Here is a 13,958-nt window from a genome sequence, read left to right as displayed (position 1 = left end):
TCGTTATTATGCAGATCTTAGCTCAGACGGCCGTGGCACTGTTTGTATTTTTTACCAGAACCACACGGGCACGGATCGTTACGACCTACTTTACGCTCGCCCGTTTGTGCCGCCAGATCGGCCGCCGCAGCGCTGTCGTCGTCCTGATGGCTGAGCTGTTGCATCTGCGCTAAACGCTCCGCCTCTTCACGACGCTGCTGCTCCATGGCTTCAACTTCTTCCGGCATGCGAACCTGAACTTTGCTCAGCGTACTGATCACTTCGTATTTCAGTGATTCCAGCATAGAGGCAAACATCGAGAAGGATTCGCGCTTATATTCCTGCTTCGGATCTTTCTGCGCATAGCCACGCAGATGTATGCCCTGACGCAGGTAATCCATCGCCGCCAGGTGCTCTTTCCACAGGGAATCAAGCGTTTGCAGCATGACGCCTTTTTCGAAGTGACGCATCATCTCTGCGCCAACCACTTCTTCTTTGCGCTGATACACGTCGATGGCCTGCGCCAGAATACGCTCACGCAGTGTCTCTTCATGCAGTTCTGGTTCTTTATCCAGCCATTCTGCGATCGGCATCTCCAGATCGAAGTCATTTTTCAGGCGTTCCTGCAGACCCGGGATATCCCACATTTCTTCCAGAGACTGCGGCGGAATGTAAGCATCAATCGTGGCTTTGAACACGTCTTCACGAATGCTGTTGATAGTTTCACTAACGTCGCTTACATCCAACAGTTCGTTACGCTGGGTATAGATCGCACGACGCTGATCGTTGGCAACATCATCGTATTCCAGCAGTTGCTTACGAATATCGAAGTTGCGGCTTTCCACTTTACGCTGCGCGTTAGCAATCGCTTTGGTGACCCACGGGTGCTCAATGGCCTCGCCCGGTTTCATCCCCAGTTTACGCATCATGCCGGACACGCGGTCAGAGGCAAAAATACGCATCAACGCATCTTCCATTGACAGGTAGAAACGCGAAGAACCCGCATCACCCTGACGACCGGAACGACCACGCAACTGGTTATCGATACGGCGAGATTCATGACGCTCAGTACCGATGATGTGCAGACCACCGGACGCCAGCACCGCTTCGTGGCGAACCTGCCAGTCGGCTTTAATCTGTGCAATCTGTTCTGGCGTTGGGTTTTCCAGCGCGGCCACTTCAGCCTGCCAGCTACCGCCCAGCACAATATCGGTACCACGACCAGCCATGTTGGTGGCGATGGTCACCGCCGCCGGATAGCCCGCCTGCGCGACGATGGCCGCTTCGTTGGCGTGGAATTTTGCGTTCAGAACATTGTGCTTGATGCCCGCTTTGGTCAGTTCGTTAGAAACCACTTCGGATTTCTCAATGGAGATAGTCCCCACCAGTACCGGCTGACCATTGGCGGTACGCTCTTTAATATCTTCAATAATGGCCTGAATTTTTTCCGCTTCGGTCATGTAGACCAGATCCGGCATATCTTTACGGATCATCGGACGGTTGGTCGGCACCACTACGGTATCCAGTTTATAGATTGAGCTAAATTCGAACGCTTCGGTATCTGCCGTACCGGTCATACCGGCCAGTTTTTCATACAGACGGAAGTAGTTCTGGAAGGTGATCGAGGCCAGCGTCTGGTTCTCGTTCTGGATATCCACGCCCTCTTTCGCTTCAACAGCCTGGTGCAGACCATCAGACCAGCGACGGCCCTGCATGGTACGACCGGTGTGTTCGTCAACGATGATAACTTCGCCGTCTTTTACGATGTAGTCAACGTCGCGGGTGAACAGCGCGTGCGCGCGCAGCGCTGCGGTCACGTGGTGCATCAGCATAATGTTGCCCGGAGAGTACAGAGACTCGCCTTCATCCATGATGCCTTCTTTCACCAGCAGTTCTTCAATCAGTACCAGACCACGTTCAGTCAGGTTAACCTGGCGCGCTTTTTCATCCACAGAGAAGTGACCTTCACCCTGGAAGCTGTCAGAATCTTCTTTTTCCTGACGAATCAGGTGCGGGATGATTTTGTTCACTTTCTTGTACATTTCCGAGCTGTCTTCAGCCGGGCCGGAAATGATCAGCGGCGTACGCGCCTCATCGATGAGGATGGAGTCGACCTCATCCACCAGCGCATAGTGCAGTTTACGCTGTACGCGTTCTTCAGGGCTGAACGCCATGTTGTCACGCAGGTAGTCAAAGCCATATTCGTTGTTGGTGCCATAAGTAATGTCGGCGGCGTAGGCTTCGCGCTTGGCTGGCGCAGGCATACCCGGCAGGTTGATCCCGACGGTCATACCGAGGAATTCGAACAGCGGACGGTTGTTTTCGGCGTCACGCTGCGCCAGATAGTCGTTCACGGTAACCACGTGAACACCTTTGCCGCTTAGTGCGTTCAGGTAAGCTGGCAGCGTTGCAGTCAGGGTTTTACCTTCACCGGTACGCATTTCCGCGATGCAGCGATCGTTAAGGACCATCCCACCGAGCAACTGAACGTCGAAGTGACGCATGCCGAACACGCGCTTACTGGCTTCACGTACGACAGCAAACGCTTCCGGGATTAGACTCTCCACGCTTTCGCCTTTTTCCAGACGCGCACGGAATTCACCGGTTTTCGCTTTCAGTTCGTCATCGGAGAGTTTTTCCATCTCCGGTTCCATGGCATTGATCACTGCAACCGCTTTACGCATACGACGTAACGTACGATCGTTACGGCTACCGAATACTTTCGTTAATAATTTGATTAGCATATTGAAATCTCAAACGCCCCGCGATGTGGGGTCATAATAATGTATTGAAGTTTATTGGGTTTTTTAGCTGAGGCGTTGAGGGCCGGCACGGATCCCCTGCGCCTGGCTGATCCAGGCGGGAACGGTGAATACGGCCTGAGGCGTAAAATGGGCATACGTTACGCGCGACACACTTGCCGGAGGCGTACCTTCCTGCGTCAGCATCGCGCTGAGCGTGTTCAGTAAGGCTAAATGGTGTGCCTGAAGCGGTAACGGTTCTTCAGCAACGGGCAGCGCCTGCGGTGCCATTGCGAAGGAAAGATGACGGATGACCGTACGAATAGCATGCTGATGCCAGTAATCGACGGTGAAATTGGGCCGACGATTGCTCGCTTCCAGCAGCGCCAGTTGGCTGAAATTAACTCTAACGCGCTGTTCATGGCTACTGGCTGTCGCCTTTGCCGACGTTGTTGGCTCAACGGTATTTCCGAGCGCGGGCAAGCCAAAACTCGCCGCGACCATCCCAAATAAGAGATGCGGCCAGAAGTAGCGTCTACCTAACTGTCGCCAGCGCGTCAGTATTCCACTCACGTTATTGCCATCCCAATCGTGTTATTCAAAACGTTTTTTGCGCACAAATCTTATCATTAATGCGCAGGCACTACAGCAGTATTGATGAGAAGTTACAGGCAAAAGTGCTTAAGAAAGCAGCGTTCGAACGGCATCGCGATTCAGTACGCGAAAGAACACAACCGAAAGGCACTTTTGCCAACAGGCAGGGAAGAAAATGTCAAAAAAAACGACTGGCTTATTTGGCCGGAGAGAGTGCCAGATTAACCAGTCGAATTTATGCGACAACCTGTGTCGTTATGCCAGTACGGTAGAAGGCGCTTTGAAAGCCAACGGCAGTTCTGCGTCGTCCTGGAAGGTCACATATTCCCAGGCTTCCTGTTTTGCCAGAACAGCCTGTAGCAGTTTGTTATTCAGCGCATGTCCGGATTTGTACGCGGTAAATGCACCGATAATGTTGTGACCACACATGAACAGGTCGCCAATGGCGTCGAGCATTTTGTGACGAACGAATTCATCTTCAAAACGCAGGCCGTCTTCGTTCAGTACGCGATAATCGTCAACAACGATGGCACAATCGAAGCTGCCGCCCAGGCACAAGCCACGGGACTGCAGATATTCGATATCACGCATGAAACCGAAAGTACGCGCGCGGCTGATCTGGCGCATGAACGCATCAGCAGAGAAATTCATCGCATAGCGCTGAGTGCTGGAGTCGATCGCCGGATGGTTAAAGTCGATGGTGAAATCCAACGTAAAACCATTGTACGGTCTGAACTCAGCCCACTTGTCGCCATCTTCGACCCGAACGGTCTCTTTGATGCGAACAAATTTCTTGGCACTGTTCAGTTCTTCAATACCGGCATCAAGCAGCAGGTAGACGAACGGAGCAGCACTGCCATCCATGATCGGGATTTCCGGAGCATCGACTTCGATAACAATGTTATCGATACCCAAACCCGCCAGAGCAGCATTAAGGTGCTCAACGGTTGAAATCCGTACATCATGCTCATTAACCAGACATGTACAGAGCATGGTATCACGCACAGATTTGGCATCGGCCGGGAAATCTACCGGTGGATTCAAGTCGGTGCGACGATAGATGACCCCGGTGTTGGCCGGCGCAGGGCGTAATGTCAGGGTGACTTTCTTGCCGGTATGTAAACCGACACCAGTCGCCTGAACGATACGTTTAAGTGTCCTTTGTTTGATCATCGTATAATCTCGCCAAATTACCTATCCAACCGAAGTGTACTATACATTCGGTGGGCCAGTTTAGCACAAAGAGCCTCGAATCCCAAATTCCAGCCAATTCTTAATCGGCTTGCTTGCGCAGGAACGCAGGGATATCCAGATAATCCGGCTCTTTCGCGGTTTGCGGCGTATTATCGTTCACCACTTTCGCGACCGGTTTCTGCTCTGGCGTCAACGGCGCCATGCCATGCTGCTGGTAACGATCCATCACCGGCTGCTGCACCTGTTTGTTGGTGACCAGGGTGATTTCAGGACGCTTGTCCATACCGATACCGGTAGCAACAACGGTCACGCGCAACTCGTCGTTCATATCCGGGTCCAGAGAGGTACCAATCACCACGGTCGCGTTATCCGATGCAAAGGCACGGATGGTGTTACCCACGGTTTCGAACTCATCCAGACGCAGGTCGAAGCCCGCCGTGATGTTGACCAGTACGCCACGCGCGCCAGACAGATCGATATCTTCCAGCAGCGGAGAAGAGATCGCCATTTCAGCAGCTTCTTCTGCACGGTCTTCACCGCTCGCCACACCAGAGCCCATCATTGCGTAGCCCATTTCGGACATCACGGTGCGCACGTCAGCAAAGTCGACGTTCATCAGGCCCGGACGGGTAATCAGTTCCGCGATGCCCTGAACAGCGCCTTTCAGCACGTCGTTCGCCGCGCCAAACGCGTCGAGCAGGGAGATACCACGACCCAGCACTTTCAGCAGTTTGTCGTTCGGGATGGTGATCAGCGAGTCCACATGCTTGGACAGCTCAGTGATCCCCTGCTCCGCGAAAGCCATACGCTTTTTGCCTTCAAAATTGAAAGGCTTGGTCACGACCGCAACGGTCAGGATCCCTAAATCTTTAGCTACTTCAGCAACCACTGGCGCTGCACCGGTACCGGTACCGCCGCCCATGCCTGCTGCGATAAACACCATGTCTGCACCGTCAAGCGCTGCACGCAGAGCTTCACGATCTTCGTCTGCTGCATTGCGACCGACTTCCGGGTTCGCACCTGCACCCAGACCTTTGGTAATACCGCTACCGATCTGAATAGTCTGGCCAACCGCCGTCTTGCGCAACGCCTGAGCGTCGGTATTTACCGCGAAGAATTCAACACCCTCAATGCGCTCGCGCACCATGTGTTCAACGGCGTTACCGCCGCCGCCACCGACGCCGATGACTTTAATCACCGCGTCGTTGGTCAGTTCCATAGGTTCAAACATAGTTTCTCTCTCCGTTGTGCCTGTCGCCTGAGGCCGTAATTTTCGCCGGCCTCATAAAAAATTAAAACTCTTTTCGCAGCCAGCTATTAAGACGTTTAATCCAAGAGCCAACTGAAGCCGTAACACGCTTTTCTACTTCAGCTTCACCACTTAAGTGGGACTCTTTCCCGTAGTGAAGCAGCCCCACCGCCGTTGAGTAATACGGCTCCTGAGCGTAATCCGTCAGACCGGTAATATTCAGCGGCGCGCCGATACGCACTTGCGTATGGAACACGCGCTGGGCACAGGCGGCAAGACCTTCAATTTGCGCCGCGCCACCGGTCAGTACAATCCCCGCCGCCAGATGATGTTTCACACCCTGCTGGCGAAGCTGTTCCTGTAATTGCAATATCTCTTCGTTGACCAGGTTGAGCAGTTCGGTATAACGCGGCTCAATCACCTCTGCCAGCGTCTGTCGTTGCAGACTGCGCGGCGGACGCCCGCCCACGCTTGGCACTTCAACGCTTTCGTCTTTCCCGACGATGGATCCCAGCGCGCAGCCGTGGCGAACTTTAATCGCTTCGGCGTCGCTCGGCGGCGTACCGAAGGCATACGCGATGTCGCTGGTGACCACATTCCCTGCATAGGGGATCACTTTGGTGTGGCGCAACGCCCCGCCAGTATAAACGGCGATGTCCATTGTACCACCACCAATATCGACGACGCAGACGCCCAGTTCACGTTCATCTTCCGTCAAGACGGAATAACTGGCCGCCAGTCCGGCGAATATCAGTTGGTCAACTTTCAGGCCACAACGTTCCACAGCTTTAACAATGTTCTTCGCCATATCGTTGTGGCAGGTGATCAAATGCACTTTTGCCTGCATACGAACACCGGAAAGACCGACCGGGTTTTTAATCCCTTCCTGATAGTCAATCGCATATTCCTGCGGGATGACGTGCAACACACGGTGCTCATCGCGAACGCGCACTGATTTCGCGGTATGCACGACGTTTTCCACGTCTTCCTGCGTCACTTCTTCTTCCGAAATCGGCACCATGCCGATTTCATTCTGACAGCTAATGTGTTTGCCCGAAAGCGCCAGATAGACCGAGGAGATTTGGCAATCTGCCATCAGTTCTGCCTGGTCAATGGCGCGCTGTACGCATTTCACCACGGATTCGAGGTCGTTCACCCCGCCTTTATCCATCCCCCGTGATGGGCAACTGCCCACGCCAATGATATTGACCATACCGTCGGGCAGAACTTCCCCTACTAAAGCGGCGACCTTCGCGGTGCCAATCTCCAGTCCAACTACCAGTTTTCTGTCCGTCGCCTTGATCATTGTTGTTCTGCCTGTACCTGATTCTGTTGCTGATTAGATTCCTCAGGAGGCAAGGGAACCCACCCTACTGCCGCTCCTGAGTCATAACGCAAATCAACGTAGCTAATCCGTTTGCCATCGGTTTGCGCCTGCTGCTGTAAAACCGGATACAGTTCTACAAAGCGAGCCAAACGTTTCATCGTGTCACCCCTGCCAAGATTGAGCTTAATATCGTTATTAAGCGTCAACTGCCAGGAACGACGAGCGGTCATTGCCGCCTCCTTCAGGGTAAACCGGTCCTTCGCCAACACCTGCGACATGTCACGATACCCCTGCAACACTTCACTCGCGCTGCCTTCGGGGCCAGATAACATGGGTAAAACCTGCTTGCTGGTGCGATCGGCCGGCACGCTGAAGGCATTTCCTTCGGCGTCCACCATATGCTGATCATTCCAACGCGCAATCGGCACATATTCAACCAGATGAATCTTCAATTCATCGGGCCATTGCTTTCTGACGCTGGCCTGCTTGATCCACGGCAAGCGTTCGATCTGACTCTGGATGATATTCACGTCCTGGGTCATAAAGGTGCCGGGCGCACCCAGCGCCAGAATCGACTGGCGAATATCATCATTCTTCGTGTAATGGCGCTCACCGGTTAACACCAGCTTTGACAGCGGCAAACGCTGTGCATCTTCCATCCACCCCAACACCACCCAGCCGCTGACCAGCACGGTACACAGCACCGTCAGCAGGAAGAAAATACCTGCAAGACGCGTTCCATTATTGCGACGTGAGGAAGAAACCTCTTCATCACTGTTTCGCGTGTTCAGCGCAGCCTGCGACATATCAGTCCGCCAACTCCAGAATTCGTACCACCAACTGCGAGAAACTCATCCCCGCCTGACGCGCCGCCATCGGCACCAGGCTGTGGCTGGTCATACCCGGAGAGGTATTCGCTTCCAGCAGATAAAACTGGCCATCGTTATCCAGCATGACGTCAATGCGACCCCAGCCTTTACAGCCCAGGGTTGTCCATGCTTTCAGCACGACTGCCTGTAAAATATCTTCTTGCTCGCTTTCCAGACCTGCAGGGCAGAAATACTGTGTCTCATCAGACAGATACTTCGCCTCATAATCATAGAAGGTTCCGGCAGGTTGGATACGAATTGCGGGTAAAATTTCTTCACCCAGTATCGCGACCGTAAATTCCGGACCGCTGAGCCATTTCTCGATCAGAACTTCTTCATCATGCTGAAATGCCAGCGTTAATGCATCCTGTAAAGCGTCATATTCTGACACTTTCGACATTCCCACACTGGATCCTTCACGGCTGGGCTTCACAATCAGCGGTAAACCCAGCGCAGAAATTTGCTTAACCAGTTCTTCATCAAGACCTTTTTCAAACTGAGATCGCGTCAGCGCGACCCATGGCGCGACAGGTAATCCCGCCCCCTGCCACAGCAGCTTGCTGCGCAGTTTATCCATGGAGATCGCCGATGCCATCACGCCGCTGCCGGTATAAGGCAAACCAACCAGCTCCAGCAGTCCCTGTAAGGTTCCGTCTTCCCCACCACGGCCATGCAGGGCGATAAAGACTTTCTGAAAGCCCATTGATTTCAGCAGCGTCACGTCGACCTCTTTCGGGTCGACCGGATGTGCATCCACGCCGCCTTCCCGTAATCCGGCCAACACTGCCGCGCCGGAATTCAGCGACACATCACGTTCAGCAGAGGTACCGCCCAGCAGGACCGCGATTTTATCAGCCATGTTGTTCGTCCTCCTGAATTTGCGGCTTCAGTTTGATTTCGGCTAAGGAACGCGCGATTTTGCCGATATTTCCCGCGCCCTGTACCAGAATCAAATCGTTGCCGGTTAATACCGGTGCCAGCATTTCTGCGACCTGCGCCGGATCGGAAACCAGAATCGGGTCGATTTTACCGCGACCACGAATAGTGCGGCACAGCGAACGGCTGTCCGCTCCTGGAATCGGCGCTTCACCCGCTGCGTAGACATCCAGCATCAGCAACGCATCAACCTGGGTCAGCACGTTGGCAAAGTCGTCATACAGATCACGCGTACGCGTGAAACGGTGTGGCTGAAACAGCATCACCAGATTTTTGTCCGGCCATCCCGCCCGCGCCGCTTTAATGGTCGCATCCACTTCCGTCGGGTGATGCCCGTAATCATCCACCAGCATTGCCGTACCGGCTTTACCGTTCACCGGCTCGAGCGGGTACTCACCGAGGAAGTCGAAGCGCCGCCCGGTCCCCTGGAAGCTTTCCAACGCACGCAGGATCGCATCGTCTGCAATACCTTCTTCCGTCGCAACTGCCACGGCCGCCGCCGCGTTCAGGGCGTTATGGCGACCTGGCGCATTCAACGTGACGCGCAGGTTTTGCATCCCCTGGCGCAGCAGGGTGAAGTGCCCTTGCGGGCCCACCTGCTGATAATCTTCGACGCGAACGTCTGCGTCATCGCTAAAGCCATAAGTAGTGGTCTGACGGCCCACGCGCGGCAAGAGCTCGCGGATCACCGGATCGTCAACACACATCACCGCACGACCATAAAACGGCAGGTTGTGCAGGAAATTAATAAACGTCTGCTTTAAATTTTCGAAATCGCCATGGTAGGTATCCATGTGGTCGGCTTCGATGTTGGTGACAATCGCCACCATCGGCTGCAGATGAAGGAATGACGCGTCGCTCTCATCCGCTTCCGCAATTAAGTAACGGCTATGGCCCAGACGCGCATGCACGCCTGCCGCTTTCACCAGACCGCCGTTAACGAAAGTGGGATCCAGTCCCGCTTCCGCGTAAATACTGGAGACCATCGCGGTGGTGGTCGTTTTACCGTGCGTCCCGGCAATCGCGATGCCATGACGAAAACGCATCAGCTCCGCCAGCATCTCCGCGCGGCGGATCACTGGGATGCGCGCTTCATGCGCCGCCACAATCTCCGGGTTATCAGCCGAGATGGCGCTGGAGACCACAACCACACTCGCATCTCGCACGTTTTCCGGGCGATGGTTGAAATAAATCGTTGCTCCCAGGTTCGTCAACTGCTGCGTCACCGGGTTAGGCGCTAAATCTGAACCACTGATCTGATACCCTTCATTGGCCAGAACTTCGGCAATACCGCCCATCCCGGCACCACCGATGCCGACAAAGTGGATGTGCCGAACGCGACGCATTTCGGGCACGATAGAACGCAGTTTTGCCAGTTGTTGTGTATTCATTCTTTACGCCATTCACTTCTCAATTCAGGCGATGCAAAAGGCACCGCTACAATTACGCCCGGGCAGCCCGGATCACTTCATTTGCGACACGCTCGGTGGCATCCGGAATGGATGCAGCGCGGGCACGTTCTGCCATGGTTAACAAACTTTCTCGCGACCACCCGCACAGGGTGCTGGCGACGGCATCCACAGTAAACTGCGGCTGCTCGAGAATTTTGGCTGCGCCCGCTTTTTCCAGCGGCAGCGCATTCCAGTACTGCTGTCGGTCTTTATGTTGAAACGGCACAAACAGCGCCGGTAAACCGGCGGCGGCAATCTCACTTACCGTCAATGCGCCAGAACGACAGACCACCACATCGGCCCACGCGTAGGCGGCCGCCATGTCATCAATAAATTCCGTTACCTTATGCTGGGGTTGCCCCACGTCGGCATAGGCCTGTTCTACAGTCTGCTGCGCGCCTTTCCCGCTCTGATGCCAGATAGTCACCGCATCACCCAGTCTGGCGGCAACCTGCGGCAGGGTCTGGTTCAGCACGCGAGCGCCCTGCGATCCGCCGACCACCAGCACACGAATCGGACCTTCGCGTCCGGCAAGACGATCCTGCGGCAACGGCAGCGCCAGCACGTCTGTACGTACCGGGTTCCCGACCACTTCCGCATTCGGAAACGCGCCAGGAAACGCCTGCATGACCTTGGTAGCAATTCTCGCCAGCCATTTATTCGTTAACCCGGCGATACCATTTTGCTCGTGCAACACGACTGGAATGCCCAGTGACCACGCGGCCAGACCGCCGGGACCGGAAACATACCCGCCCATCCCCAGCACCACATCGGGGTTAAAACTTTTCATGATTGCGCGCGCCTGACGCCATGCGTTGAAAATACGCAAAGGGGCGGCCAACAGCGCTTTCACGCCTTTTCCGCGCAATCCGGAGATACGGATGAAGTCAATATCGATGCCATGCTTAGGGACTAAATCCGCTTCCATACGATCTGCGGTACCCAGCCAGCGAACTTCCCAGCCCTGGGACATTAAATGGTGCGCGACCGCCAGTCCCGGGAACACGTGCCCGCCGGTACCGCCCGCCATCACCATTAACCGCTTCGCTTGACCACTCATCGTGAACCTCGTGTAAACGCCTGTGCTTTTTCCAGGCGCGTTTCATAATCAATTCGCAACAAAAACATGATGGCCGTCGACATAATCAGCAAACTCGAGCCACCATAACTGATGAGCGGCAGTGTCAGACCTTTAGTTGGCAGCATGCCTGCCGCCGCACCGACGTTCACCAGAGCCTGAAAACTAAACCAGATACCGATGGAACAGGCCAAAAATCCGGAAAAACGGTGGTCGATCTCCAGCGCTTTGCGGCCAATCGACATCGCGCGAAAAGCGACGAAGAATACCATTAAAAGCGCCAATACCACACCGATATAACCCAGTTCTTCCCCAATGATGGCGAAGATAAAGTCCGTATGCGCTTCCGGCAGATACTCCAGTTTCTGTACCGAGTTGCCCAGCCCCTGCCCCCACATTTCACCGCGACCGAATGCCATCAGTGACTGGGTAAGCTGGTATCCGCTACCAAACGGATCTTCCCACGGGTTCCAGAACGAGGTTACGCGGCGAATACGATACGGTTCGGCGAGAATCAGCAGTACGACCGCAGAAATCCCCATGCCGATAATGGCAATGAACTGCCACAACTTTGCCCCAGCCAGAAACAGCATCGCCAGCGTGGTCACGAACAACACAACCACCGTACCGAGGTCAGGCTGCGCCAGCAGCAGGATCGCCAGTACCAGAATCACACCCATCGGCTTTAAAAAGCCGCGCAGGTTATTACGAACTTCGTCAACCTTGCGCACCAGGTAGTTTGCCAGATAGCAGAACAGCGACAGCTTGGTAAATTCCGCAGGCTGAATACGCAGAGGACCTAATGCAATCCAACGCGATGCCCCGTTCACCGAACTCCCCACCACCAGCACGATCAACAGCATAATGATCGAGGCGATCAGCATCGTGGTACTGTATTTCTGCCAGAACTCCATCGGCAGACGCAGCGTGATCAGCGCCAGACAAAATGCCAGAAAAATATAGAGCGCATCACGCTTGGCAAACAGAAACGGATCGCCCGCCAGACGCTGCCCAACGGGCATGGATGCCGACGTCACCATGATGAAACCGATCGCCGCAAGGCCTAACGTCAGCCATAGCAGCACGCGATCGTACATGATCAGACTGTCAGAATCTTTGTCCCGTGAGGCCATCACCCAGCCTTTAAGCGCCGCAAAGATCCATCCCAGGATGCCAAATCCTGGCAGGCGCGGCAGTCTCAGGCGAGGGAGAGATAAACGCATCAACCCAGCTCCTTCGCCAGACGGGTAAAGACATCACCCCGTTGCTCAAAATTCTTAAACTGATCGAGGCTGGCGCAGGCCGGAGACAACAGCACCATATCGCCTGACTTCACGCGCGGCGCCAGCAGGCGCATCGCCTCTTCCATCGTCTCGGTTTGTTCCGCAATTTCCGGGCGCAGCGCCGCCAGTTGCGCGCCATCGCGACCAAAACAGTACAACCGCACGCGATCGCCTTCCAGATAACGACTCAGCGAAGAGAAGTCCGCCGATTTACCATCGCCGCCCAGCAACAGATGCAGCGTGCCATCAACATGCAGGCCGTTCAGCGCCGCTTCGGTGCTGCCGACGTTGGTCGCTTTCGAGTCGTTAATCCAGCGCACACCGTTATGATCCAGCGCTAACTGGAAGCGATGCGCCAGACCGGTGAACGTCGTCAGCGCTTTCAGGCTGCTGGCGCGCGGTAAACCTGCCGCATCCGCCAGCGCCAGCGCCGCCAGGGCGTTGGTGTAGTTATGCTGGCCGGAAAGCTTCATCTCTTTCACGTTCAGCACTTTCTCACCCTTCACCCGCAGCCAGGTCTCGCCCTGCTGACGGTTAAGGTGATAATCGCCCATGTTGACGCCAAAGCTCACACAGCGCGCATCGGCTCCACGAATCGGCATCGTCAACGCATCATCGGCATTGACCACACAGACTTTCGCATTCTCGTAAACGCGCAGTTTTGCCGCGCGATACTGTTGTAAACCAAACGGATACCGGTCCATGTGATCTTCAGTAACGTTCAGAATAGTGGCCGCGGCCGCCTGCAGGCTGAACGTGGTTTCCAGCTGGAAGCTGGAGAGTTCAAGGATATACAGTTCGCGTTCTGCATCCAGCAGCATCAAGGCGGGCAGGCCAATGTTGCCGCCAACGCCGACGTTCACACCTGCCGCTTTCGCCATTTCACCTACCAGCGTCGTGACGGTGCTTTTCCCGTTCGAACCGGTGATCGCCACAATCGGTGCCTGCGCTTCACGGCAAAACAACTCGATATCGCCAACAATCTCAACACCCGCATCAGCCGCTGCGCTCAGTGACGGATGCGCGAGGGCGATACCAGGGCTTGCCACAATCAGATCCGCCGCCAGCAGCCAGTCGTCATTCAGACTGCCGACATGACGCTCTACTGCCTCCGGTAACTTATCCAGTCCCGGCGGTGTCGCACGGGTATCCATCACGCGAGGGGTTACGCCACGAGCGAGGAAAAAGTCCACGCAAGAGAGTCCGGTTAATCCCAGACCGATAATGACGACGTTTTTACCCTGGTAATCAGCCATG

Annotated in this window: 11 protein-coding genes; all 11 read right to left on the bottom strand. The window is 54.9% G+C overall.

The features are described from left to right. Positions 1–17: 17 nt before the first annotated feature. Positions 18–2,723, bottom strand: a complete 2,706-nt coding sequence (gene secA / locus HVX64_RS05195) for a preprotein translocase subunit SecA (RefSeq protein ID WP_042997929.1) — start codon at positions 2,721–2,723, stop codon at positions 18–20. A gap of 63 nt (positions 2,724–2,786) precedes the next feature. Next, positions 2,787–3,293 carry a secA translation cis-regulator SecM gene (gene secM / locus HVX64_RS05190; RefSeq protein WP_181825308.1) on the bottom strand — a complete coding sequence of 169 codons (507 nt, stop codon included), beginning with the start codon at positions 3,291–3,293 and terminating at the stop codon, positions 2,787–2,789. Positions 3,294–3,569: 276 nt separating this feature from the next. Continuing rightward, complete coding sequence (gene lpxC, locus HVX64_RS05185; RefSeq protein ID WP_000595473.1) at positions 3,570–4,487, bottom strand: UDP-3-O-acyl-N-acetylglucosamine deacetylase; 918 nt, start codon at positions 4,485–4,487, stop codon at positions 3,570–3,572. A 100-nt stretch (positions 4,488–4,587) separates the two neighbouring features. After that, positions 4,588–5,739 (bottom strand): cell division protein FtsZ, encoded by a 1,152-nt coding sequence (gene ftsZ, locus HVX64_RS05180; RefSeq protein ID WP_044255470.1) that lies wholly within the window; start codon positions 5,737–5,739, stop codon positions 4,588–4,590. A 61-nt stretch (positions 5,740–5,800) separates the two neighbouring features. After that, on the bottom strand, positions 5,801–7,063 hold the full coding sequence (gene ftsA, locus HVX64_RS05175) for a cell division protein FtsA (protein WP_003018755.1): 1,263 nt from the start codon (positions 7,061–7,063) through the stop codon (positions 5,801–5,803). Beyond that, positions 7,060–7,890, bottom strand: a complete 831-nt coding sequence (gene ftsQ, locus HVX64_RS05170; protein ID WP_042997932.1) for a cell division protein FtsQ — start codon at positions 7,888–7,890, stop codon at positions 7,060–7,062. Before ftsQ ends, ftsA begins: the two co-directional genes overlap by 4 nt. 1 nt (position 7,891) lies before the next feature. After that, positions 7,892–8,812: a D-alanine--D-alanine ligase gene (locus HVX64_RS05165; protein WP_042997933.1), complete on the bottom strand. Its 921-nt coding sequence runs from the start codon at positions 8,810–8,812 to the stop codon at positions 7,892–7,894. After that, complete coding sequence (gene murC / locus HVX64_RS05160; RefSeq protein WP_044255474.1) at positions 8,805–10,280, bottom strand: UDP-N-acetylmuramate--L-alanine ligase; 1,476 nt, start codon at positions 10,278–10,280, stop codon at positions 8,805–8,807. The genes HVX64_RS05165 and murC overlap by 8 nt, the downstream gene beginning before the upstream one ends. A 52-nt stretch (positions 10,281–10,332) precedes the next feature. Further along, positions 10,333–11,400, bottom strand: a complete 1,068-nt coding sequence (murG, locus tag HVX64_RS05155) for an undecaprenyldiphospho-muramoylpentapeptide beta-N-acetylglucosaminyltransferase (protein WP_044255477.1) — start codon at positions 11,398–11,400, stop codon at positions 10,333–10,335. Next, the gene (gene ftsW, locus HVX64_RS05150) at positions 11,397–12,641 is read right to left on the bottom strand and encodes a cell division protein FtsW (RefSeq protein ID WP_044255480.1); all 1,245 of its coding nucleotides are present in this window, start codon (positions 12,639–12,641) and stop codon (positions 11,397–11,399) included. The genes murG and ftsW overlap by 4 nt, the downstream gene beginning before the upstream one ends. Continuing rightward, positions 12,641–13,957, bottom strand: a complete 1,317-nt coding sequence (gene murD / locus HVX64_RS05145) for a UDP-N-acetylmuramoyl-L-alanine--D-glutamate ligase (protein ID WP_044255483.1) — start codon at positions 13,955–13,957, stop codon at positions 12,641–12,643. The genes ftsW and murD overlap by 1 nt, the downstream gene beginning before the upstream one ends. Position 13,958 lies beyond the last annotated feature (1 nt).

It is taken from the genome of Citrobacter sp. RHB20-C16 (assembly GCF_013890155.1).
GTDB classification, from domain to species: Bacteria; Pseudomonadota; Gammaproteobacteria; order Enterobacterales; family Enterobacteriaceae; genus Citrobacter_A; species Citrobacter_A amalonaticus.
Note: the sequence above shows the minus strand (reverse complement) of the source record. Positions and strands in the feature narration are given on the sequence as shown.

Excerpts from the sequence above, each read along its gene's own strand:
- secA (WP_042997929.1), bottom strand. The coding sequence starts at position 2,723 with ATGCTAATCAAATTATTAACGAAAGTATTCGGTAGCCGTAACGATCGT.
- lpxC (WP_000595473.1), bottom strand. The coding sequence starts at position 4,487 with ATGATCAAACAAAGGACACTTAAACGTATCGTTCAGGCGACTGGTGTC.
- ftsZ (WP_044255470.1), bottom strand. The coding sequence starts at position 5,739 with ATGTTTGAACCTATGGAACTGACCAACGACGCGGTGATTAAAGTCATC.
- ftsA (WP_003018755.1), bottom strand. The coding sequence starts at position 7,063 with ATGATCAAGGCGACGGACAGAAAACTGGTAGTTGGACTGGAGATTGGC.
- ftsQ (WP_042997932.1), bottom strand. The coding sequence starts at position 7,890 with ATGTCGCAGGCTGCGCTGAACACGCGAAACAGTGATGAAGAGGTTTCT.
- HVX64_RS05165 (WP_042997933.1), bottom strand. The coding sequence starts at position 8,812 with ATGGCTGATAAAATCGCGGTCCTGCTGGGCGGTACCTCTGCTGAACGT.
- murC (WP_044255474.1), bottom strand. The coding sequence starts at position 10,280 with ATGAATACACAACAACTGGCAAAACTGCGTTCTATCGTGCCCGAAATG.
- murG (WP_044255477.1), bottom strand. The coding sequence starts at position 11,400 with ATGAGTGGTCAAGCGAAGCGGTTAATGGTGATGGCGGGCGGTACCGGC.
- ftsW (WP_044255480.1), bottom strand. The coding sequence starts at position 12,641 with ATGCGTTTATCTCTCCCTCGCCTGAGACTGCCGCGCCTGCCAGGATTT.
- murD (WP_044255483.1), bottom strand. The coding sequence starts at position 13,957 with ATGGCTGATTACCAGGGTAAAAACGTCGTCATTATCGGTCTGGGATTA.